Below are 22,963 nucleotides of genomic sequence, written 5' to 3'. Positions count from 1 at the left end.
CTTCCCAGTGTCCTCCGCGGTTGAATTTGCGCTTGCCTTCGCGGCCGGCGCCGCTAGGTTCCCCTTCATGCGCTTGCTTGCGATCCTCTCGATGGTAATTGCTTGGCTGCTCTACGGTGCCATGCCGGTACTGGCGAGCTGTCCGATTTGTGATTCTGTCGGCGCAATGCCCGCCGCATCAAACATGAGCATGCATGCGACCATGGCTGATATGCCGGGCATGGCCAGCCATGGCGATATGGCGCAGCATCAGGAGAAGAAGCCGCAAAACCCTTGTGCCGGTGGCATGGCGCATGTGGCGTCCTGCGCCGCCTGCCTCGCCCTGACATCGACGCTTATGGCGGAAGAAGGCAAACAGGCCTTCTCCTATCCGGCACCGGAGCCCGGACAGCGTCTTGCCGACTCCCGACCACAACCGACAGCACCCCCTCCCCGTCTCGCCTGACGATCATCTGTATTCAATCGACGAGCGCTCATCCGCTCAAATCCAGATACCGTTCAGAAACGGAGAAAATACCTATGTCCACCTCAAAATCGCTGATGCTGGCCGGCGCATTCGTCCTTGCCATCAGCCTTCCTGCCTTTGCCGACGACATGAAGGGCATGGATATGAGCAAGCCGATGGAAGACCGAGGTGCTTCTAGCAAGGCTTTCAACGACGTCATGAGCAAGATGCACAAGGACATGATGATCCACTACAGCGGCGATGCGGACGCAGATTTCGTCCGCGGCATGATCCCGCATCATCAAGGCGCGATCGACATGGCCAAGATCGAGCTGAAATACGGCAAGGATCCCGAACTGCGCAAAATGGCGGAGGGCATCATCACCGCGCAGGAAGCCGAGATCAAGGAAATGAAAGCCTGGCTGAAGAAGCACGGCAAGTAAATTATCTGGCAAATAAGAGGCGGCATTCGTGCCGTCTCTCTCACTGCTCCAGATGCGGACGGCGGAAGATCCCATCCAACCAATCGGAAACGGCGCGAATACGCACGAGCGGACGAAGCTCGGCATGCATCAGCAGCCACATCTCTCGCACCGGCAGATTGCTGTCGCCGCTATCGACGCGACAAAGACCCCCCACATTCTCGGCCAGGATTTTCGGCAGCAACGCGCGCCCTAATCCTGCAGCTGCGGCCTGCAGCAGAGCCTCGGCATCATTGACCGCAAGCTGGCTGGAACGACCTGACTTTTCCGCCTGTGCGGCAATCCAGCGGGCATGCGGCAGATGCGCCATTGCCTCTTCATAGATGATCCAGGGCAAATCTTCCGCACGCCTCTCCTGCCCGGTAGCGACATAGACAGTATAGTCCAACGTCGCGATCCGCCTGGCGACGACTTTGCCGTTTGTCATATCGGCAGGTCTTGCGAGGCGCAGTGCCATGTCCGCCTCGCGCCGGGTCAGATTGAGATTTCTGGAATCGCCGATGAGTTCCAATTGCAGGCCGGAATGTTGCTTCAGCAGACTAGGCAGCGAGGGGATCAACAGCCGACTGATGAAGGATGGCGCCGCCGTGAGGCGTACCTTGCCGAGTGCCATGGGATCGGCCGCATCCAATGCGCCCGACAGCGCCATAACTTCGGCCTCGATCGCCTCGGCCTTCGCGACCGCGATCTCGCCCGTCGGCGTCGGCGACAGGGTGCCACCTGCATCGCGCGAGAACAGCGCCGTGCCGAGGCGGTTTTCCAGAATACGCAGACGGCGACCGACCGTCGTCGCATCCGTGCCAAGCACCCTGCCGGCAGCAGCGAAGGACCCACCACGCGCAAGCGCCAGAACGTGGCGCAGATCGTTCCAGTCGATGTCGTGCAATTTTGCAGCTCCTGACGGCAAACTTACTGCGTGTATCAGCACTATTGCAGCCTTAGACTGGAAATATCCAGCAAGGAGATGACGATGACCCTGTTCGCAGTTCTGTTCGAGGACGAACAGCAAAACGCCGCCACGATCCGCAAGGAGTATCTGCCGCGCCATTTCGCCTTCCTGAAGGCGAATGCCGCGTCCATCCGAACGGCCGGACCGCTCAGCCGCGAGGGTGACACTTTTGCCGGTGGCCTGTGGCTTGTCGAAGCTGAGACTGCCGATACAGTCGACCGTCTGGTGAAGGAAGATCCATTCTGGGCGGCAGGTCTACGCAAATCCGTGCAGGTCTTCATCTGGAACCGGGTATTTGCGGAGAGCGCACTTCTTTGATCGGGGTATCGCTACCAGCTCAACCCATGATTCCAGGCAGGCGCTCAGCGAGCAGGTCGATGATCACGCGCATCTTCAGCGAAAGCTGCGGCACCTGCGGCCAGACGGCGTAGACGTTGACGGGCCGGCTGGAGACATTGAGCACCGGCATGAGCTTGCCCGCATGCACATAGCCCCGTACCAGCCAGCAGGGTAGCCACGTAATGCCCATTCCGGCGGCGGCGGCATCCGCAATGACCTCCAGGTCATCCAGACGCAATCGCGTCTGCGGAAAATAGTCGACGGCCGCACCGTCGTCCTGCAGGAAGGTCCATCTCTTGGCTTCCCCCGATCTCGCATAGACGACGAGATCGTGGCTATCGAGATCGGCAATGGTCTGCGGCGTACCTCTAGCAGCGAGATAATCCGGCGAGGCGCATAGCGTCATGCGATGGAGGGCGATCTTGCGGGCAGCGAGGCCGGCTTCGTCCCGCAAGACGCCATTGCGAATGGCGAGATCGAAGCCCTCGTCGAAGAGGTCGACCACGCGATCACTGAAGGAAAGGTCGAGTTCAAGTTTGGGATGGACACGTGCCAGTTCCAGCAGCAGCGGTGCAGCACAGCGGCGACCGAAGAGAACCGGCATGGAGATGCGCAGACGTCCGGTAACTTCGCGCTTACCCGATTCCAGCATGGCCTCGCCGGACTGTATCTCGTCCAGCGCTCGGCGGCAGCGCTCGTAGAAAGCTTGCCCCTCATCCGTCAGACTCTGCATGCGGGTGGTGCGGTGAAACAGGCGCACATTCAGGCGTCCCTCCAGCTTCGCGATCGTCTTGCCGATCGCCGAGCGCGAGAGATTCATGCGCGCCGCCGCTGCCGAAAAGCCGCCGGCCTCGACCGCCTCCACGAATTCGGGAATGCCGTTGAGCATGTCGTTCATGATGATTGCTTCCTCCAAGGAACCAGTTAGCGGAAATAATATCGCCACTGGCGATCAGAAAGCAACGATATGCTCCATCCATTGCTTTCAATTCCTCTCAGGAGATCATGATGACGAAGACCATGAAGCGTTGGACCCTCGAGACGATCGCCGTCGGGGCGCCCTTGAATCTGACGGAAACGGCAATTCCCTCGCCGGCGCGCGGCGAAGTGCTCGTGCGGGTGAAGGCCGTTTCACTGAACTATCGCGACAAGCTCGTCCGCGAAACCGGCATGGGCCTGCCGATCCAATTTCCCTTCGTACCGGCGTCCGATATGGCAGGCGTCATCGAAGCGGTGGGAGACGATGTCACCAGATTTGCCGCTGGAGATCGGGTCATTTCGACCTTCCATCCCGGCTGGATCGACGGCAAGCCGCTCGGCGATGCCCGCACACCTCCTTACAAGACGCTTGGCGGGTTCTATCCCGGTGTGCTCTCGGAATATGTTGCCATGCCGGAGAGTTGGTTCGTATCGGCACCGAAGAGCCTCGACTATGCCGAGGCAAGCACCTTGCCCTGCGCTGGCCTGACGGCCTGGTTTGCGCTGGTGGAGCGCGGCAAGGTCAAGCCTGGCGATAGCGTGCTGGTGCAGGGAACGGGCGGCGTGGCGCTGTTCGGCTTGCAGATCGCCGCGGCCCAGGGCGCCGAGGTGTTCGTGACCTCCTCCGGACAGGAAAAGCTCGAACGGGCTAAAGCTTTGGGCGCTCATCACGGCATCGACCGCAATAAAAGCGATTGGGTGGAAGAGGTCTATCGCCTCACCAACGATCGGGGCATCGATCATATTTTCGAAATAGCCGGCGGGCCGAATTTCGCCCAATCGCTGAAGGCGGTGGCGCCGCAGGGCCGCATTTCCGTCATCGGCGTCCTTGAGGGCTTCGACATCTCCGGTCCGGTGGCACCGCTGCTGTTGAAATCTCCCACCGTGCAAGGCATCAGCGTGGGCCACCGCCGCTCGCTCGAAGATTTCGTGCGTGCCGTCGACAGCATCGGCCTGAAGCCCGTCATCGACCATCGCTATGCCCTCGGCGAGGCATCCGCCGCCTTCGATCATCTCGATCGGGGCCCCTTCGGCAAGATCGTCATCGAGCTCTAACGTGAAGCCGGGCCGCTGCGAAAAGCTGGCGGCCCGACCTATGATATCAGCCCTTCGGCTCGAAGGGCTGCGGCACGCGCTGTGCGCCCTGGCGTGCGAGCATCCAGCCGGGATATTCGGGCGCTAGCGCGCTGACTTCATCGAGCTTGGCCATATCGTCGGCATCGAGCTTCAGCTTGACAGCGGCCAGATTCTGGTCGAGCTGGTCGAGACGCTTGGCGCCGATGATGATGCTGGTGACAAAAGGCTTCGCCAGGATCCAGGCAAGCGCCACTGTTGCGACGCTGGAGCCATGCTTCTCCGCCACTTCGCGCATGGCGGCGACGCAGGCCCACGTACGGTCCTTGTCGACAGGCGGGAAATCGAAGCTCGCACGCCGTCCCTCGCCATTGCCGGGAGCGCCCGGACCATACTTGCCCGAGAGCAGACCACCTGCCAGCGGCGACCAGACCATGAGCCCGAGCTTTTCCTCAGCCATGACAGGCACGATTTCGCGCTCCAGATCGCGGCCTGCGATGGAATAATAGGCCTGCACCGTTTCGAAGCGGGCAAAGCCGCGGCGTTCGGAAATGCCGAGCGCCTTGGCGATGCGCCATGCCTGCCAATTGGAAACGCCGATATAGCGAACCATACCGCGCGAAACGAGATCATCCAGCGCCCGCAACGTCTCGTCGATCGGCGTCACGATATCCGTGCCATGGATCTGATAGAGATCGATATGATCGGTCTGCAGACGGTCAAGGCTGGCCTGCACCGAGTCCATGATATGGCCGCGCGAGGCGCCGCGATCGTTGGGCTTGTCGCCCATGACGCCATAGACCTTGGTGGCGATGACGACATCCTTGCGCGGAATGCCGAGGTTCTTCAGGGCCTGGCCGAGCAGCTTTTCGGAATTGCCGAAGGAATAGACGTCGGCGGTGTCGATGAAATTGACGCCGGCAGCAAGCGAGCCTTCGACGATCTTGTCGGCTAGCGCCTGGTCGACATCGGCGATCGAGCCCCAGGGAGTGTTGGGATTGGCTTCGCCGAAGGTCATCGTGCCCAGGCAGAGTTCGGAGACGAACAGGCCGGTATTGCCGAGTTGATTGTAACGCATAGGAGAAATTCCCTTGTGGTCAGCCGGAAGACTCTCCCGACCGGTGAACGCTATCTTTTCGCTATGAATTGGCCTCGGCACGACAGCCGCAGTCGGGGCTGCCCTGGGGAGGTCATAAGACGGTCGTCGAGGCCGGACTCAAGCTCCGCGGCAATCGAGACAACAAGCACATAATGCACCCGAAACCATTTTCAACGCGAGACCTCGGGCCGATCACGATGCGGTGACCGACGCATGCTCTTGCGTCCGGGCGCGCGCGGACTAGACTCCGGTTTTTATTTGATGCGCAAAACGGACACACCGATGACGCAACGCCCCCTAACGACAATCGGCTTCGACGCCGACGACACGCTCTGGCAGAACGAACAGTTCTACCGGCTGACGGAACTGCAGTTTACCGAACTACTCGCCGATCACGCCCCAAGCGACGTCATCTCCGCACGCCTGTTGGAGGCGGAGAAGCGCAATCTTCGTCACTACGGCTTCGGAATAAAGGGCTTTACCCTCTCCATGATCGAGACGGCCATTGAGATCACCGAGGGCGAGGTGCCATCGACCGTCATCGCCCAAATCCTCGATATCGGCCGCGATCTCCTTGCCCATCCCGTCGAGACACTGCCGCATGTGCGCCAGACGCTGGAGGCCCTCTCGGGAAAATATCTGCTGGTGCTGATCACCAAGGGCGATCTTTTCGATCAGGAGCGCAAGCTTGCGCAATCCGGGCTCGGCGATCTCTTCGATGCCGTCGAGATCGTCTCGGACAAGAATGCCTCAACCTATCGCCGCATCTTTTCCAAAGTGGGCGACGGGCCGGAACGGGCGATGATGATCGGCAACTCACTGAAATCGGACATCGTGCCGGCGCTCGCTGCCGGCAGCTACGGCGTCTTCGTGCCGCACGAGCTCACATGGTCGTTCGAGCATGTCGAGGAACCGACAGACGCACCGCGTTTCCGCAAGATCGGCCATCTCGGCGAGCTGCATGGTGTGATCGAAGCGTTGCAGTAATCCTTACTGTCCCTGCTTTGAGCGTGGGGGAAACAGCATCGGTCCCTGGTCCTTCTGCTGATCGGCCGGCGCCTGCTGCGCAGCCGGCGGATTGGGATCGATGAGAATTTCGTAGGGGGCACCGAGACCGCGCCGGCGCGTGACGCGCGAATAATAGGGCTTGATCAGCCAGGTCGTATCTTCGTTGACGGTGACGTCGGCGGTATTGCCATCTTCATCCGTGCCGAAGAAAGATTCATCCTCGCTCGACGAGAGATCGAAGATCGCCATATAGGCGTATTTGCTCTTCGAGCTGAAGGTGATCCGCACATGCTGGCCTTTCTTCAGCGGCAGCGTGTAGACCTTGCCCTTGCCGAACTTCGTCCAGCCCGTCAGCCTCTCGAGGACGGCCGGCAGGGCGATCTTCTCGAGCTTTTCGCCACGATCGAGCTGCGGCAGCTGCTGTTGCTGGGTATCACTTTGAGCATAGGCGGCTGCGGCGCCGAACAGCGCAATCATCGTCAGCGAAAGACCAAGAAGCGCATCCCTCACGGCCGCACCAATGCGCAACGCATCGCCTCCACCTCTTTCCGGCAGTAGCAGCCTTCGATGTGATCGTTGACGAGGCCCATGGCCTGCATGAAAGCATAAACTGTGGTCGGACCGACAAAGGTCCAGCCGCGCTTCTTCAGATCCTTCGAAATTCGCACCGAAGCCGCCGTCGTCGGATTGGCGCGCAGATGGGCAAGATCGAAGACTTCGGGGCGCTCCGAAGCGCCCGGTTCGTGGCTCCAGAAATAACGGGCGAGCGAACCGAATTCGTCGCGCAGCTCGATGGCGCGATTGGCATTGTTGATGGTGGAGACGATCTTGCCGCGATGGCGGATGATGCCGGCATCGGCTAGGCAACGCTCGATATCCGCTTCGCCGAACTTGGCGACCTTCTCGAAATCGAAGCCGGCAAAAGCGGCGCGGAAATTCTCGCGCTTGCGCAGAATCGTCAGCCAGGACAGGCCCGACTGGAAGCCTTCGAGGCAAATCTTCTCGAACAGCCTGACGTCATTGACGACCGGACGGCCCCATTCCTCGTCGTGATAGCGCTGATACTCCGGCAGATTGCCGTGCCAGAAGCAGCGGTCCTTGCCATCTTCGCCGGTGATGATGCCCGTTTCGGCCATTTTCGCGATTCGTCCCCTATTTCAGCACGCGCTACCGGAAACCGGTAAGCCACTATCGGATAAATTGAGATCAATCAAATGCTTAAATTCATAGACTGACTTCGACGACCGCGCATTCCGATTCATGATTTACCACTTGCAAACCATCTTTCCAAACCATGCGGTAACCCTGACAAAGCTTTATCGGCTTCGCGGCATTTTGATGAATAGATGTTTACCATTCGCTCGCGTGCAAGTGGCACCATTGTTTCGACCGGGCGCTTTTGTGCCCCTCTTCGGCCCATGTGTAGAGAGTTTGTCCGATGATGAAACATGCCGTTCTGTGTGCCGCCGGCGCCCTGAGCCTGCTTGCCTCCACCGCCTTTGCCGACGATCGCTATCAGTCGCGCCCGCCCGTCATCGTCAGTCCCGATCTGACCGCCCCCTGGGTGATGCAGCTCGGTGGCGGTAACGTGCAGCCGGTCGTCTATCCCCGCCCAATGACGCGGCGCGCCGCCGATCCCAGAATGGAGCAGCAGGCCAATCCGCGGGTGCGTCAGGTCGTGCAGCCGCGCGGTCTGTTCGCACGGCCGGCCGTGCAGCAGGTCGCCATGGCCCGCCCGCAATATCCGGCAGTCCGAGGCCAGATCGATCCGCAGTTCCTGCCGCAGATCGTCGACTACCAGACCAAGGAAAAGCCCGGCAGCATCGTCATCGATACCAACAACCGCTTTCTTTATCTGGTGATGGATGACGGCAAGGCGCGGCGCTATGGCGTCGGCGTCGGCAAGCCGGGCTTCGAATGGGCCGGCGCCCATACCGTCACCCGCAAGCAGGAATGGCCGGACTGGACGCCGCCGGCCGAGATGATCTCGCGCGAAGCCGCCAAGGGTCACTATCTGCCCGCTCACATGGAAGGCGGGGAAGGCAATCCGCTCGGCGCCCGCGCCATGTATCTGGGGTCAACCCTCTATCGCATCCATGGCACCAACGCCCCCTGGACGATCGGCAGTGCCGTCTCCTCCGGCTGCATCCGCCTTCGCAACGAGGATGTCATCGATCTCTACAACCGCGTAAAGGTCGGCACCCGCGTCACCGTCATGTAATCTCGAAAAAAGTCCCGTCCTGCGCGGCGATACTACTCCATTGGAGGGGCAGTATTCGCCGCATGGGAAAACCCTCCACTATAGTTCAGACTATAGTCTGATCGGCGACAGACAAGAGGGCAGTTCTTCCTGAACGTACCCAACATTGGTCATTTTGACCTTGATCCCTTCGTTGGTTCCGGTAATTTCCTACCGGATTAAACGAGGGGAATGCCAATTATGAAAGCAGCATTGTCGATCGTGACGGCAGGTGTCGTCGCGGCGTGTCTTCTTACAGCGTCGAACGCAGCAGCCTTCACCGCTTCGACACCTATTACGGCGCCGGTCGCCCGCACCGACGTGATCCGGGTCGCAATGGAGCCGCAGGGCCAGGTGAAGCCGCAGTTCCAGCGGCGGATGGTGCGGCTGGCGACGAACGAGGAGCCGGGCACCGTCATCGTCGACACCAATAACAAGTATCTTTACCTTGTCGAAGGCAATAACCGCGCGAGACGCTATGGCATCGGCGTCGGCCGCGATGGTTTCGGCTGGTCCGGCGTCGTCAAGGTCGGTCGCAAGGCGGAATGGCCCGGCTGGACGCCGCCGCCGGAAATGATCGTGCGCGAAGCCAAGAAGGGCCACAAACTGCCAGCCTACCAGGAAGGTGGCGAGGACAATCCGCTCGGCGCGCGCGCCATGTATCTCTACCGTAACGGCAACGACACGGCCTTCCGCATCCATGGCACCAACCAGCCCTGGAGCATCGGCCTCAACATGTCCTCCGGCTGCATCCGCATGATGAACAAGGACGTCATGGATCTCTATGATCGCGTTCCTGTGGGCACCAAGGTCATCGTCGTTGGCCCCGGCAACAAGCAGGGCGAAGTCAGCTATCAGGATCGCGGCGTCGATGTGTTGAGGACGCTGTTCGGCGGCTGATAGAATCCGACCCGAATCAGGCACCAACATAACGGGCGCTCTTCCCTCGCGTGACATCATTCACGCCGGGGAAGGCGCCCGTATCGCTTGCAATAGTTTATTGGGTGCAGGCGCGGATGGAGACACTGTTGCGCCAGTGTTACAGCCTGAAACTTATCACGCTGCATCGCCGAAAAATGGCTCGTCGCCTTCAGTTTACCGTCAGTTTTCCCGCCTAAGCCGTACTTGCCTACCCATGACTGCAATAGAAGTGTCATGGAAGCGCGTTTAGATGGCGGCACTTTGGCATCCGGGGATTTCATATGCATCGTGCATTTCGCATCAAGCAGCCGGCATTCGCCGCGCTTGCGACTTCCGCATTCATATTTGCAGCAAGCTCTGCCTCGGCGGAGATGCAATTTTCCGCTTACGGCGGCATACAGGGCGCGACAGGCAGCAATGTGACCACGTCGGACGGCGCTGATTTCGACCCCAACTGGTCCGGAAAATCCTTCAAGATGCCGCCCTATTTCGGCTTCCGCGGCATCTGGTGGCTTGACCAGTTCGACAAGCCGAACTGGGGCGTGTCGCTCGATTATACCCATGCGAAGGTCTACGGCGATCTCGGCAATACGCCAGGCTGGTCGCATTTCGAATTCACCGACGGCCTGAACATGCTGACGCTGAATGCGCTCTACCGCTTCCAGGATTCGAGCCGCAACTGGACACCCTATGTCGGTCTCGGTGCCGGCATCAACGTGCCGCACGTCGAAGTCACCCGCTCGTCGGGCACGACTTTCGACTACCAGTTCGGCGGCGCTTCGCTGCAGGCGCAGGCGGGCGTCAGCTACCAATTCGCCAAGCACTGGTCGACCTTCGTAGAATACAAGGGCAACTACAACTTCGTGAACAACGTCTCGATCGACAGCGGCGACACGCTGAAGACCAGGGTTTTCACCCACGCTCTCAACTTCGGCGTTTCGTTCAACTTCTGACGTTCCTCAGGCTGAAGTCGCAATCGATCCCTCAAACCGGTTCAGGCATGGGGGGGTCTTGTGCTATGATCCAGCGCATGAGCTTCTCTTACTATCGCTGCGACTGGATCCATCCGGAAAACGAGGAGCCGGTCATCGTTTATTATGAGGTCGATATCGCCGGTGATGTTCCGCGGCTGATCGATGTGTTTGCCGATGGTCGCCGGCAATGCATGTCGGTTGTCGATTTTACTGCAGTGGGACGTGACATGCTGGAGATCACCAGCCTCGTCGAAGGCTCGTTTTACGATGGCATTACCGGCCTGGTGGATGGCATTTTCTTCGAGGAAGGGCAGGATCGCATCAGCATGACGCGCATTGCCGCCGATCGGTTCGAAGTCGAATGGCAGGCTCATCGCCTGCCCGCGCCGGACAAGCTGCATTAATACGCAATTCCGGACGGAAACCGCTCTTCACTTTCCCGGAAATGCTCTAAGCAGCCGCCGGCTGCAGGCCTTTCAGTTTCGTCGGCATCTCGCCGCCATAAGCCCAGTCCAGTAGCTCCACCGTATGCAGGATGGGAATGCCCGTTCCCGTCGCGATCTGCGTGATGCAGCCGATGTTGCCCGTCGCGATGATATCGGCTTTCGTCGCCTCGATGTTCCTGACCTTGCGCGCCCTCAACTCGGCCGAAATTTCCGGCTGCATGATGTTGTAGGTGCCGGCCGAACCACAACACAGATGCCCTTCAGCCGGGTCGCGCACCGTAAAACCCGCGGCTTTCAGCAAGAGCTTCGGCGCCATGGTGATCTTCTGCCCGTGCTGCATGGAGCAGGCGGAATGATAGGCGACCGCGATGCCGCGCGGCATATGCGATGGGAGATCCAGGCTTGCGAGATATTCCGTGATGTCCTTGGCGAGAGCTGAAATCCGCGCAGCCTTTTCCGCATAGGCCGGATCGAGGCGCAGCATATGCCCATAGTCCTTGATTGTCGTGCCGCAGCCCGACGCGGTGATGATGATGGCGTCCAGCCCTCCGGCGTCAACCTCGCGCAGCCACACATCGACATTGGCGCGGGCAGCGGCGAGCGCCTGTTCCTCGCGGCCCATGTGATGGACCAGCGAGCCGCAGCAGACCTCCCCTTCCGGCGCCACGACCTCCACACCGAGACGCGTCAGCAGGCGGATGGTGGCTGCGTTGATTTCGGGATCGAGCACCGGCTGGGCGCAGCCCGTCAGGATCGCCACGCGACCGCGGCGCTCGGCCTGCGCTGCATGCAGCCCTGGCTTTGCAAAAGGCGAAGGCGCGGGAATGCTGCGCGGCGCAAGATCGAGCATGGCGGCAAAAGCCTTCAGAGCCGGGATGCGCTTCAAGAGACCCTTGAACGGCCGGCCGAGGTTTGCAAGCCGCAAGGCCAGCCGGAAACGGCCGGGATAAGGCAACACGGCTGCCAGCACATTGCGGGTCAGCCAATCCATCAGCGGGCGCTTGTAGGTGTTCTCGACATGGACGCGCGCATGGTCGATCAGGTGCATATAGTCGACACCGGACGGACAGGTCGTCGTGCAGGCAAGGCAGGAGAGACAGCGATCGATATGCGTCACCACCTCGGCATCGGCGGGCCGGCCGTTTTCCAGCATGTCCTTGATGAGGTAGATGCGGCCGCGCGGGCTATCGAGCTCGTTGCCAAGCGTGACATAGGTGGGACAGGTGGCGGTGCAGAAGCCGCAATGCACGCATTTGCGCAGGATAGCCTCAGACTCGGCTATATGCGGATCGGCAAGCTGTTCGGGCGTGAAATTGGTTTGCATTTACACATGTCCCCGTTTGAGCAAGACCCCGCCCCTCATCCGGCCTATCGGCCACCTTCTCCCCGTTTTAACGGGGAGAAGAGGATTGACGCAGCCTCCGTCGTCCCTCAGCTTTGTTACATCCGATGCTGCCGAGTAAAAGAGGTCGTCCCCTCTCCCCGCCCGCGGGGAGAGGGTTAGGGTGAGGAGCAATCGTAGACAGGACACCATCCGCATCACCCCATCTTCCCCGGATTGAAAATCCCCGCCGGATCGAACTTTTCCTTTACGCGCGCCGACAGCAGCGCCACCGCTTCGGGCTGCGGCTGGAAGGCCGGTGTCATTGCGCGGTGGGCCGGGGTAGCTCGCATCAAGGTCGCGTGCCCGCCGCCCAAAGCATGAATGTAGCGCCTCAGCATGTCGCCCTCGGGCTCGGCTTCCATGCGCATCCAGACGAGCCCACCCTGCCAATCGTAATAAGCATCCACACCCTCCTCCAGTCGAAGGGCGGCGACAAGCCGGTGGCCGGTGCCGGGGGCGACCGAGACACGCCAGACAGGACGCGAAGTGCCATCGGCATAGGGCTTCACATTGCGGATCTCACGCCAGAGCCTGCGGCTGTCATCCCCCTCAAGACGTTTCACCGACCCGAGCCGGCCCATGGCGGCGGCAAGCTTTTCGCCGCGGACCGAAACAGAGCCTGGAAGACCTTCGATGCGCAGCACCGTCGCCTCGCCTTGCGGCAGCTTACCGTCGAGAAAGGACCAGGCGACCGTTAGCGGCAGATGCGCGGCGCCCGATACTTCGAGCGGCAGGGCCATGGCGGCGGCCATCGCGTTGGCGGCTTCCGCATCGTTGAGACCGGAGAGGATAATCGTCTCCTCGGTCTTTGGCTTCGGCGGCACACGGAACGTTACTTCGGTCAGAAGGCCGAGCGTTCCGTGCGAGCCGGCCATCAGCTTGACCAGATCAAGACCGGTGACATTCTTCATCACCCGCCCCCCGGCCTTGACGATCTCGCCCTTGCCATTGACGAAACGGACGCCGAGCAGGCTATCGCGCGCCGCACCACTGACGAAGCGGCGCGGGCCGGAGACATTGGCGGCGAAAATGCCGCCGATCGTCGGCTCACCTTCGGTTGCCATCAGCGGCCTGTGATCCATCGGCTCGAAGGCCATCATCTGGCCGGCCTCGGCAAGAGCGGCCTCGATCTCGGCGGCCGGCGTGCCGGCGCGGGCCGTCATCACCATCTCACCCGGATTGTAGGCGACGATGCCGGTCAGGCCACGTGACGAGAGCACCGCATCGGAACTGACGGCATTGCCGAAGCCGGATCGCGTGTTGCCGCCGACGATTGCAAGGGCCGCGCCGCGCGCCGCATGATCGCCGATGATGGAGGCCGCTTCATCCTCGCTTCTCGGATGAAACTCGGTCATGCGGCGTTGCGTCCGTCGAGCGGGAAGACCTTGGATGGATTGAGTATCCAGCCGGGGTCGAAGGCTGATCGAACCGACATCATCTGGGCAAGATCGACATCGGCATATTGGTGCCGCATCAGGTCGCGCTTCTCGATGCCGACGCCATGCTCGCCGGTGAGACAACCGCCGGCATCGACGCAGAGGCGCAAGATATCGTTGCCGGCCGCTTCCGCCTTGGCGGCCTCATCGGGGTCATTGGCATTGAAGAGGATCAGCGGGTGCATGTTGCCATCGCCGGCATGGAAGACATTGGCGACGCGCAGACCATAACGATCGACAATCTCGCTTGTCTTCTTCAGCACGTAAGAGAGCTGACTGAGCGGCACGGTGCCGTCCATGCAGATGTAATCGGCGATGCGTCCCGTAGCGCCGAAGGCCGACTTCCGGCCTTTCCAGATCAAGGCCGCTTCCGTTGCCGACTGGCATTCGCGCACCGTTTTGACCTTGTGAGTGCGAGCGATGGCAACGATGCTAGCCAGCATGTCGTCCATTTCTGCCTCCGACCCCTCGACCTCGACGATCAGCAAAGCCTCGACATCCAGCGGATAGCCGGCCTTGGCGAAGGCTTCGCAAATCTCGATTGCCGGCTTGTCCATGAATTCGATGGCGACAGGCACGATGCCGGCGGCGATGACGTCGGCAACGCAGGCGCCCGCCTCTTCGGAACTGTCGAAGCCAAAGAGCACCGGCCGGGCGCCCTCGGGCTTGGCGATGAGCCGCACCGTCGCCTCGGTGACGATGCCAAGCTGGCCTTCAGAGCCACAGACGAGGCCGAGCAGATCATAGCCCGCCGCATCCAGTGCCTTGCCGCCGAGATCGATGACGGTGCCGTCGGTCAGCACCAGCTTGGCGCCGAGGAGATTGTTGGTCGTGACGCCATATTTCAGACAGTGGGCGCCGCCGGAATTCATGCCGATATTGCCGCCGATGGTGCAGGCAAGCTGCGAACTCGGGTCGGGCGCATAGAAGAAACCGTCAGCCGAGACGCTTTCGGAAACGTGGAGGTTCGTCACCCCTGCCTGCACGGTCGCGGTGCGATTGGCATAATCGATATCGAGGATGCGGTTCATCTTGGAGAGGCCGAGGACGACGGCATCCTCCTGTGGTATCGCGCCCCCGGAAAGCGAGGTGCCGGCGCCGCGCGGCACGACGGGAATGCCGTAGCGATGGCAATATTTCATGACGGCCGCAACTTCCGCCGTCGAGCGCGGCAGGGCGACGGCGAGCGGCAGACGGCGATAGGACACGAAGGCATCGGTTTCGAAAGGCACGAGCTCGCGCGCCTCATGGATCAAACATTCGGGAGCCAGGAGATCGGCGAGATCGGCAACGATCTCGCTCCGGCGCGCCAGAACATCCGCACGCGGCTCCAGAAATGAAATGGCCTCGCCCATGCCGTCCTCCTCCTGCATCCGCTTTCGGATACAGCCCCTTTTAGAGCATGATGCCGAAAAGTGTGATCGGTTTTCGGACGACATCATGCTCTACTTTTTGATACTAGAGCGGATTCAGATTTTAGGTCGAATAGACCTAAAATCATCCGGCTCTAGGTGCATTAAAGGCTTAGCGCTTTCCCAAGTTTGGAGCAAATGATAAGCACTTATTCCAAAACAGGAAATAATTCTGCATGACCAATTTGGGAGATCTCGAAATCTTCGCCAGCGTCGTGGCGACCGGCAGCATGTCTTTGAGCGGCCGCGCGCTCGGCTTTTCGCCCGCCGTCATTTCGAAGCGCATCAAGCGCCTTGAAGACAGGCTCGGCACCCGGCTCCTGCAGCGCACCACACGGCAGATTTCGCTGACGGAGGCGGGCCAGGGCTTCTACGACCGTGTGCTCGCCATCCTCGCCGGGCTGGAAGAGGCGGAAGCCTATATTGCCGGGCGTTCCTCACAGATGCACGGCACACTGAAAATCTCCGCCCCGACGTCCTTCGGCCGCCTCCACATCGCGCCGCATCTGAAATCCTTCATGCAGGCCCATCCCGAACTGGCGCTTAACCTCGTTCTCAGCGACGAATTCGTCGATATCGTCGGCGGCGGCTTCGATCTTGCCATCCGCATTGCCGAGCTGACGGATTCCAGCCTTGTCGCGCGCAGGCTGGCGCCGGTGCGCCGCGTGCTCTGCGCCTCGCCTGCCTATATCGACGCCCATGGCATGCCCGAGGATATCGACGATCTGCGCCGGCATATCTGCCTGCCCGCGCACAATCTCGATCCGTGGCGGCTGGAGGGGCCGAAAGGCAGCCTGATCTTTCGGCCCGAGGGCAGGCTCATCACCAATTCCAGCGAAGTCGTGCGCGAAGCCGTCATTGCCGGCCTCGGCATTGCGCTGCGCTCGACCTGGGACATCGGGAGGGAATTGCGCGACGGCCGCCTCGTGCAGGTGCTCCCGGCCTATGAAGGCTCGCACAACGTCACGCTTTCGGCCGTTTATCCCAGCCGACAGTTCCTGCCGGCAAAAGTGCGCGTCTTCATCGATTTTCTGGCGGAACTTTACGGGCCTGTTCCCGATTGGGAGCGATAAAGCCACCTGGAGGCTTGAGGAGACCGCCATGTCCGCGCCTGAAACCATCCGTTCCGATCTCATCTCGAATTCGAAGACACACTTCACCGTGGCGCTTGGCGACATCACGAAGCTCAAGGTCGATGCCATCGTCAATGCCGCCAATAGCAGCCTGCTCGGCGGCGGTGGCGTAGACGGGGCGATCCATCGCGCCGCTGGGCCGGATCTCCTCACCGAATGCCGGACGCTGAATGGTTGCAAGACCGGCCAGGCGAAGATGACCGGCGGATATCGCCTGCCGGCAAAGCATGTGATCCATACGGTCGGCCCCGTCTGGAATGGCGGAAACGGCGGCGAAGAGGAGCTGCTTGCTGACTGCTATCGCAACAGCCTCGGCCTTGCCCGGCAACACGGTCTGAAGACCATTGCCTTCCCGGCTATCTCCACCGGCGTTTATCGCTTTCCCGCCGAGCCGGCGGCTAGGATTGCGATCCGCACCACCCTTGCCGAGAGCAAGGATGGTGCCTTCGATGAAATCATCTTCTGCTGCTTCGGCGACGAGACGGCGGCACTCTACGACGAATTGCTGCCGCAGGCGCTATCCCGAGCCTGATGCCTATCGCGCCAGATCGAGATAGGCGGAGGCGACGAGGGCATCGATATCCGTGGGAACGGGGATGACGCAGGCCTCCTTGCCAAGGCCGCCCTTGGCGACCCGCTCCAGGCATCGCGCCTGCAGGGCGAAGCCGAGATCCATGGATTCGACGGTATTCCCCAGCGGACGCGGACCGGCCAGATTGGCCATGTGGCCGCCGCCGAGAATGTGGAAGGCTCGGCCGTCTCGCATGCGAACAGTCTCGATCTGCTCAGCTTCGTAACCATCGACGCCAACAACATCGGGACTGCTGCGGAAGCCTTCGACATTGATCTCATGCGGAAAGTGGCCGCCATTCATCAGGATCGCACCGTCCTTGATCGAGGGCAGGTCGGCAACCGTGATGATGTCCGGATAGCCCGTCACGGTGACCAGCACATCGGCAGAGCGGATCGCTGATTCACGCAGCGGCGTTGTGAAGCCATCGAGATGAGCTTCGAGTGTGGTCACCGGATCGATATCGACGACGCTGACGGCGGCGAATGCGTTGCGGAAGCACGCCGCCGTGCCCTTGCCACAAGCGCCGTAGCCGAAGACGGTCACGCGTTTACCGTTGGTGGAACGGTTGGTGAAGCGCAGATAGCTCTCGAACAGACTTTGCCCGACGGCATGCCGGTTTTCGGCGAACTGCTTGATCGGGCTGTCGTTGATGACGAGGATCGGCATGTTGAGCTTGTCGCGCATCGGCATCAGGCGGGTGCGGCCGGATGTGGTTTCCTCGGTGCCGCCAAGCAGGTTGGCACGGGGCCTGTCGGCCGCGCGCGCGAAGAGATCGCCGCCATTGTCGAGCAGCAGGTCAGGCTTTTCCGCCAGGATCGCATCGAGGCTTGCACCATGCTCCTTTGCGTCGCGGGTCTGCGTCGCAAAAACCTTGATGCCCTGAGCGCGCAGATAGTCCACCGTTTCCGGCTGGGTGCTGTTGAGATTGCCAGTGCAGACGAGATCGGCGCCGCCGGCACGCAGCGTCATCAGCAGCGCAACCGTCTTCGGCTCTAGATGGATACCCGTGCCGATGGTGAGGCCAGCAAAGGGTTTTGTGTCGCGGAATTCCGCGGCCGTTGCGGCCAGCAGCCGGCAGCTGCGCGCCACCCAGTCGATACGCGAAAGAGAAGAAGACTGATCCATGATGCGCTCTTGCCGGTTGGTTCGATGCCGCGATCTGGCATGATCGCAAAGGAGGTGTCGATGGACATTGCAATGCGCTGCATGGCAGAAAATCTGCCATGTCGATGTGCTTCGTTTTGATGTTTTGCTAAGCCGGTTCGGCCCCTATCTCGCTTAGCCAATCCGCCAATCGTACCAACGCCGGGTCCTTCACGTCGCCGCTGCGAATGCTGAGGCTGTAGCCCGCCGGCCTGCGGATGAAGCCGAAGGGGGCGACCAGAGTACCGCGATCGATATCCTCGCCAATGGCGGTGCGTGGGGCGATGGCGACCCCGAGGCCCGAGCGGGCGGCGCCGATCGCAAGCAGCAAATCCTCGAATTCGCGATCGACGGCAAAGGGGATGGGCGCGCGACCGCTTTCAGCAAACCAATCCTCCCACAGGCTCGGGGCGGAACGGCTGGCAAGGCCGACGGCTCCGGCAAGTGCCGAAACCCCACTGGCAAGCCCGAGGCGATCGGCGATATCCGGCGTTGTGACGGGACCGAACTCATCCTCCATGAAACGAATGGCCGTGATATCGCGCATCGGCCGGTATTCGCCGCCCATGATGACCGCTTCCAGGTCGGCGCGCTTGGCAAGCGGCTCGACCGTAACCATCGGCACGATGTCGATATCGATATCCTGAAGTGCCGCCTGAAGCGCCGCGAGACGCGGCATCAGCCACCAGACGGCAAAGGCCGAGGGAACGCCGAGCCGGATCGACCGCCGTTGGCCAACGGAAAGTTCGGCGGAGGCCCGCGTCAGGATGCCAAAGGCGACGCCAACGGAATCGGCGAATGCCCGGCCCTTCGCTGTCAGCACCAGCCGGCCATTCTCCCGGTCGAACAGGGGTACGCCAAAATGTGCCTCCAGCAGGTTCAGCTGCTGTCTGATAGCCCCGCGCACGACGCCAAGCTCATCAGCCGCCTTCAGAATGCTGCCGCAGCGCGCCACCGCATCGAAGGCACGCAGCGCGTTCAAAGGCGGCAAAGCGTCGAGGCGGGATGCGTCCGGACATAATAAATTTTTTCTCTCTTTCCAAAACGATAGCAGCCACATCCAAGCAATTGCGCCATATGCGGCACGGAAACGCTGTGGAATGTCGCTTTCAGCATAAGCGTTGGCGAATATCAGAAGGCAAAACTTTGTATTTTTATCTACGTAGCACTCAATAAATATGTGGGGAAATACCATATAGCGTTCTGTGGAACGCAAAATTTTTCCCCAAAGTGATAATATAGAATCAAGCTGTCACTCCAACTCCTAAAGGTGAACCGACAATTGGCCTTTCTCAGCCGTATAGCAAATGATGTGCAACTCATGTTTCGGCGTCCGCCGCGACAGCAATATGCTGCGCTCTGCTATCGAGTGAAGAAGAAAACCGGTCATCTTGAGATGTTGTTGCTGACCAGCCGCGACACCGGTCGCTGGGTCATTCCCAAGGGATGGCCGATGCCGGGCAAGCTCTCCCACGAGGTCGCCGCCCGCGAAGCCTATGAAGAGGCAGGTGTGCGCGGTGTGGTGGAAACCGAGCCGCTCGGCTCGTTCGGCTATGACAAGCTGCTGAAGGACGGCATTCAGGTGCCGTGCCGGGTGCAGGTCTATGCCCTCGAAGTCAGCGAACTCGTCAAGAACTTCAAGGAAAAGGGCGAGCGCTCCATGGAGTGGGTGTCCTTCGAGGAAGCCGCCGAACGTGTTCGCGAACCGGAGCTGCACGATCTCATTCTTGCCTTCGCTCAGCGGGTGACGGCACCTTCCGCTGCGATCCAAGCGAAATAAGCCACATTCGGCACAAAAAACTGTGCCAGTGTGCATGGTGGATATTGCGCGCCTCATCGGTCACCGCAATACGAGAGTTTTGATTCAGGGAATTGCATGCCCGACCGACCGGCCACACCTATAAAAAGGACGCTCGACAAGGACCTCGACAAATTCACCTATGTCGAGGACGCGACGCATCACGTCACGAGGCGTCTGGTGGCGCCGGGCATCGGCCTGATCTTCCTCGGTCTCGCCATGGTCTTTGCCGGCATCTATGTGCTCGACCAGCCGGGGGCGACGCTGATCTTTGCTGCGGTGGCGCTTGCCGGCTACATGGCCATGAACATCGGCGCCAAGGACGTCGCCAACAATGTCGGCGCCGCCGTCGGTGCGCGGGCGATCACCATGGCGCAGGCGCTCGTCATGGCGGCGATTTTTGAGATTCTCGGCGCGACGATCGCCGGCGGTCCGGTCATCAACACGATCTCGACCCATATCGTCGACACCAACCGCATCATCAGTGTCGGCAAGCTTGCCTGGCTGATGATGGCAGCCCTTCTCGCCGCAGCCCTTTGGATCAATTTCGCCACCTGGCTGAAAGCGCCCGTTTCGACCACGCATACGATCGTCGGCGCCGTTGTCGGCGCAGGTTCAGCCGCCGTCGGCCCCGAGCTCGTGAACTGGAACACGCTGGCGGCCATTTCCGCAGGCTGGGTTGTAACTCCCTTTCTCGGCGGTGCCATCGCCGCCGGCATCCTCTATTTCATCGAGACATGCATCATCTATCGCGACGACAAGATTGCCGCCGCCAGATACTGGATTCCCATCCTGATCGGGCTGATGGCTGGTGCCTTCTCGGGCTATCTCGTGGTCCAGCTCGAACCTAAAGGCGCGATACCCAATATCCTCAATCTGGCGATCGGCCTCGGGGTCGGCATCATCGCCTGGCTTGGCGCGCGGCCGCTGGTCAAGATGCAATCGGTCGGGCTGGAAAACAAGAACAGCTCGCTGCGCAAGCTTTTCCGCCTGCCGCTGATCTGTTCGGCAGCCCTGATGTCCTTTGCGCATGGCGCCAACGACGTCGCCAACGCGATCGGGCCACTGGCCGCGATCGTCCGCGATATCGGGCTTGGCGGCTCGTTGAACGTCTTCGCTGAAACGACGACGCAGAAGGCTCCCTTCTGGGTGGTCATGATCGGCGGCTGCGGCATCTCTGTCGGCGTTCTCCTCTACGGGCCACGGCTCATTCGTCTTCTCGGCGAGCAGATCACCAAACTCAATCCGATGCGGGCCTATTGCGTCGCCGTGTCTGCGGCCCTCACCGTCATCGTGGCCGCCTGGTTCGGTTTCCCGGTGAGCTCGACCCACATTACCGTTGGCGCAGTCTTCGGCGTCGGCTTCTTTCGCGAGTGGTCCACCGTCCGTTCCAAGCGGCGATTCGAGTACATGCGCAAAAAGGCCGAGGCGGCGGGCATACCCTGGAGTGAGCCGGAAGCCACCGACGAGCGCAATCCCGATGAGGTTCATCGCCGCAGGCTCGTGCGCCGCTCGCATTTCATGACCATCATCGCCGCCTGGGCAATCACCGTGCCGGTCGCAGCTCTGCTTGCTGCCGTCGTATATTGGGTTATGGTCGCGCTCTTCATTTAGAGCGGTTCGATCCCTCCGAACCGCTCTATCTCATTGTTCTAGGTAATTCCGGGGATCATCCATGCGCGCCAATTTCCGCATGCAGAGGCTGTATGTGACGTCCGACATCAAGGCAGGTGCCGCCATCGAGACGGATCATGATCAATTCAACTATCTCGCCAATGTGCTGCGCATGGACGATGGCGCCGAACTCCTGATCTTCAACGGCCGCGATGGCGAATGGAAAGCCGGCGTCTCCTTCCCCTCTCGCAAGCGCATCCTGCTGACGCCGCTGGAGGAAACGCGGCCTCAGCCTGCCCGGTCCGATTTGCATTATCTCTTCGCGCCGCTGAAGGTCGGGCGCCTCGACTACCTCGTTCAAAAGGCGGTGGAGATGGGTGCCGGCCTTCTGCAGCCGGTCATGACACAGCATGTGCAAGGCAAGATCACCAATCTCGACAAGGTCAGGGCCAATGTCATCGAGGCTGCCGAGCAATGCGGCATTCTTGGCATTCCCGACGTCGCCGAGCCGGTCAAGCTTACCGATCTGCTGGCAAGCTGGCCGCGCGAGCGCCGCATCATCTATTGCGACGAGGGCGATGCCGGCCAGAATCCGCTGCCACTGCTGACCAAAGTGAAGGAGAAACATCTGGCGCTGCTGGTCGGCCCCGAAGGCGGCTTTTCGGAAGAGGAGCGTGCCCTCCTGCGCAGCCTCGATTTCGTCACCGCCATTCCGCTCGGGCCGCGCATCCTGCGCGCCGATACGGCCGCCGTTGCCGCCATGGCGGTAATCCAGGCCGCGATCGGCGACTGGAACTGACCCTTTACTCCAAGACGGCAACGATGGTCGCAACGACCAGCAGGATTGCGAGCGAGATGTTGACGATCCGCGAGATCTTCGGATCTCGGAGGAAACGGGATAGCGAAGCACCGACGAGCAGCCAAACCATGTGAATGGCAACGATCATCGCCGTCAGCAGCGCGATCTTGACAGCGACGTCGAGCAGCCGCCGATCCTGAAAGAGGCTGACAGTGGCAAAGACGGCCGCGATCGCCAGATAGGCCTTGGGATTGGCGACGGCGAGCAGGAAACCGCCAGAAAAGGCAGGCGCCGCGACCTGATCGTCGCGGCGAGACAGCGGCGGCGCCGTGGCGATCTTGAAGGCGAGGTAGAGGATATAGACGGCGGAAACCACCGTCAGCAGCAATGCGCCGTGGGGCACGGACAGCAGAATCGCAACGACGCCGGCGGCGACGGCCAGCAAGACCGCTACGGTGCCTGCGATGAGACCGGAAACGTAAGCGAGCGACCGCCTGAAACCGTAGGCGGCGCCCATCGCCGTCGCGCTGATCGTGGACGGGCCTGGGCTGCCCATGATGACCACCGAAGCAAGTAGCAGTGTCAGTATGGAATAGTAAAGGGCGTTCGGACCGTTCATCGATGTGCTCCACTTGATGTCAGTGGAAGCAAAACTAGCGGCGTGAATAGAGAGGCGTCTTGAACGCTTGTGCAAATATGCTTGTGCCTGCCACTGG

Annotated in this window: 25 protein-coding genes; 14 read left to right on the top strand and 11 right to left on the bottom strand. The window is 60.9% G+C overall.

Annotated features, from left to right (window positions below; translation table 11 throughout):
• The first annotated feature begins 7 nt into the window (after positions 1-7).
• Both AC13QE_RS24335 and copM read left to right on the top strand, forming a co-directional pair.
• Positions 8-445: a hypothetical protein gene (locus AC13QE_RS24335; protein WP_488485594.1), complete on the top strand. Its 438-nt coding sequence runs from the start codon at positions 8-10 to the stop codon at positions 443-445.
• 74 nt (positions 446-519) lie between these two features.
• Positions 520-888 (top strand): CopM family metallochaperone, encoded by a 369-nt coding sequence (gene copM / locus AC13QE_RS24330; protein WP_488485593.1) that lies wholly within the window; start codon positions 520-522, stop codon positions 886-888.
• A gap of 40 nt (positions 889-928) precedes the next feature.
• Here the strand turns inward: copM and AC13QE_RS24325 are convergent, their stop codons facing one another.
• Entirely contained in the window at positions 929-1,813 is an 885-nt protein-coding gene (locus AC13QE_RS24325; protein ID WP_488485592.1) for a LysR family transcriptional regulator, read from the bottom strand.
• Positions 1,814-1,897: 84 nt separating this feature from the next.
• Between AC13QE_RS24325 and AC13QE_RS24320 the strand changes: the two genes are divergently transcribed.
• Entirely contained in the window at positions 1,898-2,194 is a 297-nt protein-coding gene (locus AC13QE_RS24320; RefSeq protein ID WP_488485591.1) for a YciI family protein, read from the top strand.
• Between the two features lie 19 nt (positions 2,195-2,213).
• Here AC13QE_RS24320 and AC13QE_RS24315 read toward each other — a convergent pair whose 3' ends face one another.
• A complete protein-coding gene (locus AC13QE_RS24315; RefSeq protein WP_488485590.1) occupies positions 2,214-3,113 on the bottom strand; it encodes a LysR family transcriptional regulator in 900 nt (299 codons plus the stop codon).
• 110 nt (positions 3,114-3,223) lie between these two features.
• On the opposite strand from AC13QE_RS24315, the gene AC13QE_RS24310 reads away from it, so the two are divergent.
• Positions 3,224-4,249: a zinc-dependent alcohol dehydrogenase family protein gene (locus tag AC13QE_RS24310; protein WP_488485589.1), complete on the top strand. Its 1,026-nt coding sequence runs from the start codon at positions 3,224-3,226 to the stop codon at positions 4,247-4,249.
• A 46-nt stretch (positions 4,250-4,295) separates the two neighbouring features.
• Here AC13QE_RS24310 and AC13QE_RS24305 read toward each other — a convergent pair whose 3' ends face one another.
• Positions 4,296-5,345: an aldo/keto reductase gene (locus AC13QE_RS24305; protein ID WP_488485588.1), complete on the bottom strand. Its 1,050-nt coding sequence runs from the start codon at positions 5,343-5,345 to the stop codon at positions 4,296-4,298.
• Positions 5,346-5,648: 303 nt separating this feature from the next.
• Here AC13QE_RS24305 and AC13QE_RS24300 point away from each other — a divergent pair, with 303 nt between their 5' ends.
• The gene (locus AC13QE_RS24300; protein WP_132715916.1) at positions 5,649-6,353 is read left to right on the top strand and encodes an HAD family hydrolase; all 705 of its coding nucleotides are present in this window, start codon (positions 5,649-5,651) and stop codon (positions 6,351-6,353) included.
• A 3-nt stretch (positions 6,354-6,356) separates the two neighbouring features.
• Here the strand turns inward: AC13QE_RS24300 and AC13QE_RS24295 are convergent, their stop codons facing one another.
• Together AC13QE_RS24295 and AC13QE_RS24290 are read right to left on the bottom strand one after the other, a co-directional pair.
• Positions 6,357-6,851: a hypothetical protein gene (locus AC13QE_RS24295; RefSeq protein ID WP_488485639.1), complete on the bottom strand. Its 495-nt coding sequence runs from the start codon at positions 6,849-6,851 to the stop codon at positions 6,357-6,359.
• A gap of 29 nt (positions 6,852-6,880) precedes the next feature.
• Positions 6,881-7,510, bottom strand: a complete 630-nt coding sequence (locus AC13QE_RS24290) for a DNA-3-methyladenine glycosylase I (protein WP_488485587.1) — start codon at positions 7,508-7,510, stop codon at positions 6,881-6,883.
• A gap of 302 nt (positions 7,511-7,812) precedes the next feature.
• Here AC13QE_RS24290 and AC13QE_RS24285 point away from each other — a divergent pair, with 302 nt between their 5' ends.
• The 4 genes from AC13QE_RS24285 (at position 7,813) to AC13QE_RS24270 (ending at position 10,912) form a co-directional block, all read left to right on the top strand.
• Complete coding sequence (locus tag AC13QE_RS24285) at positions 7,813-8,595, top strand: L,D-transpeptidase (RefSeq protein ID WP_488485586.1); 783 nt, start codon at positions 7,813-7,815, stop codon at positions 8,593-8,595.
• 219 nt (positions 8,596-8,814) lie between these two features.
• A complete protein-coding gene (locus AC13QE_RS24280; RefSeq protein WP_132715913.1) occupies positions 8,815-9,513 on the top strand; it encodes a L,D-transpeptidase in 699 nt (232 codons plus the stop codon).
• Positions 9,514-9,815: 302 nt separating this feature from the next.
• Positions 9,816-10,487: a porin family protein gene (locus AC13QE_RS24275; RefSeq protein WP_132715912.1), complete on the top strand. Its 672-nt coding sequence runs from the start codon at positions 9,816-9,818 to the stop codon at positions 10,485-10,487.
• A 77-nt stretch (positions 10,488-10,564) separates the two neighbouring features.
• The gene (locus tag AC13QE_RS24270; protein WP_112335377.1) at positions 10,565-10,912 is read left to right on the top strand and encodes a DUF6881 domain-containing protein; all 348 of its coding nucleotides are present in this window, start codon (positions 10,565-10,567) and stop codon (positions 10,910-10,912) included.
• A gap of 46 nt (positions 10,913-10,958) precedes the next feature.
• On the opposite strand, the gene glcF is transcribed toward AC13QE_RS24270, so the two are convergent.
• The 3 genes from glcF to AC13QE_RS24255 all read right to left on the bottom strand — a co-directional run bounded on the left by glcF (position 10,959) and on the right by AC13QE_RS24255 (position 15,129).
• Entirely contained in the window at positions 10,959-12,278 is a 1,320-nt protein-coding gene (gene glcF / locus AC13QE_RS24265; protein ID WP_488485585.1) for a glycolate oxidase subunit GlcF, read from the bottom strand.
• A gap of 215 nt (positions 12,279-12,493) precedes the next feature.
• Positions 12,494-13,693 carry an FAD-binding protein gene (locus AC13QE_RS24260; protein WP_488485584.1) on the bottom strand — a complete coding sequence of 400 codons (1,200 nt, stop codon included), beginning with the start codon at positions 13,691-13,693 and terminating at the stop codon, positions 12,494-12,496.
• Positions 13,690-15,129, bottom strand: coding sequence for an FAD-binding oxidoreductase (locus AC13QE_RS24255; protein ID WP_488485583.1), 1,440 nt, complete (start codon positions 15,127-15,129; stop codon positions 13,690-13,692). The genes AC13QE_RS24260 and AC13QE_RS24255 overlap by 4 nt, the downstream gene beginning before the upstream one ends.
• A 233-nt stretch (positions 15,130-15,362) precedes the next feature.
• Here AC13QE_RS24255 and AC13QE_RS24250 point away from each other — a divergent pair, with 233 nt between their 5' ends.
• Together AC13QE_RS24250 and AC13QE_RS24245 are read left to right on the top strand one after the other, a co-directional pair.
• Positions 15,363-16,259 (top strand): LysR family transcriptional regulator, encoded by an 897-nt coding sequence (locus tag AC13QE_RS24250; RefSeq protein WP_488485582.1) that lies wholly within the window; start codon positions 15,363-15,365, stop codon positions 16,257-16,259.
• A 28-nt stretch (positions 16,260-16,287) separates the two neighbouring features.
• Positions 16,288-16,851 (top strand): O-acetyl-ADP-ribose deacetylase, encoded by a 564-nt coding sequence (locus tag AC13QE_RS24245; protein ID WP_488485581.1) that lies wholly within the window; start codon positions 16,288-16,290, stop codon positions 16,849-16,851.
• Positions 16,852-16,854: 3 nt separating this feature from the next.
• On the opposite strand, the gene AC13QE_RS24240 is transcribed toward AC13QE_RS24245, so the two are convergent.
• Positions 16,855-18,018, bottom strand: coding sequence for an adenosylhomocysteinase (locus AC13QE_RS24240; RefSeq protein WP_488485580.1), 1,164 nt, complete (start codon positions 18,016-18,018; stop codon positions 16,855-16,857).
• Positions 18,019-18,145: 127 nt separating this feature from the next.
• Complete coding sequence (locus AC13QE_RS24235) at positions 18,146-19,018, bottom strand: LysR substrate-binding domain-containing protein (RefSeq protein ID WP_488485579.1); 873 nt, start codon at positions 19,016-19,018, stop codon at positions 18,146-18,148.
• A gap of 300 nt (positions 19,019-19,318) precedes the next feature.
• Here AC13QE_RS24235 and AC13QE_RS24230 point away from each other — a divergent pair, with 300 nt between their 5' ends.
• The 3 genes from AC13QE_RS24230 (at position 19,319) to AC13QE_RS24220 (ending at position 22,247) form a co-directional block, all read left to right on the top strand.
• Positions 19,319-19,816 (top strand): NUDIX hydrolase, encoded by a 498-nt coding sequence (locus AC13QE_RS24230; RefSeq protein WP_488485578.1) that lies wholly within the window; start codon positions 19,319-19,321, stop codon positions 19,814-19,816.
• A 96-nt stretch (positions 19,817-19,912) separates the two neighbouring features.
• Positions 19,913-21,448: an inorganic phosphate transporter gene (locus tag AC13QE_RS24225; protein WP_488485577.1), complete on the top strand. Its 1,536-nt coding sequence runs from the start codon at positions 19,913-19,915 to the stop codon at positions 21,446-21,448.
• 61 nt (positions 21,449-21,509) lie between these two features.
• Complete coding sequence (locus AC13QE_RS24220) at positions 21,510-22,247, top strand: 16S rRNA (uracil(1498)-N(3))-methyltransferase (protein WP_488485576.1); 738 nt, start codon at positions 21,510-21,512, stop codon at positions 22,245-22,247.
• A gap of 4 nt (positions 22,248-22,251) precedes the next feature.
• Here AC13QE_RS24220 and AC13QE_RS24215 read toward each other — a convergent pair whose 3' ends face one another.
• Entirely contained in the window at positions 22,252-22,866 is a 615-nt protein-coding gene (locus tag AC13QE_RS24215; protein ID WP_488485575.1) for a LysE family translocator, read from the bottom strand.
• Positions 22,867-22,963: the final 97 nt, after the last annotated feature.

It is taken from the genome of Martinezella sp. CNPSo 3957 (assembly GCF_057784395.1).
Note: the sequence above shows the minus strand (reverse complement) of the source record. Positions and strands in the feature narration are given on the sequence as shown.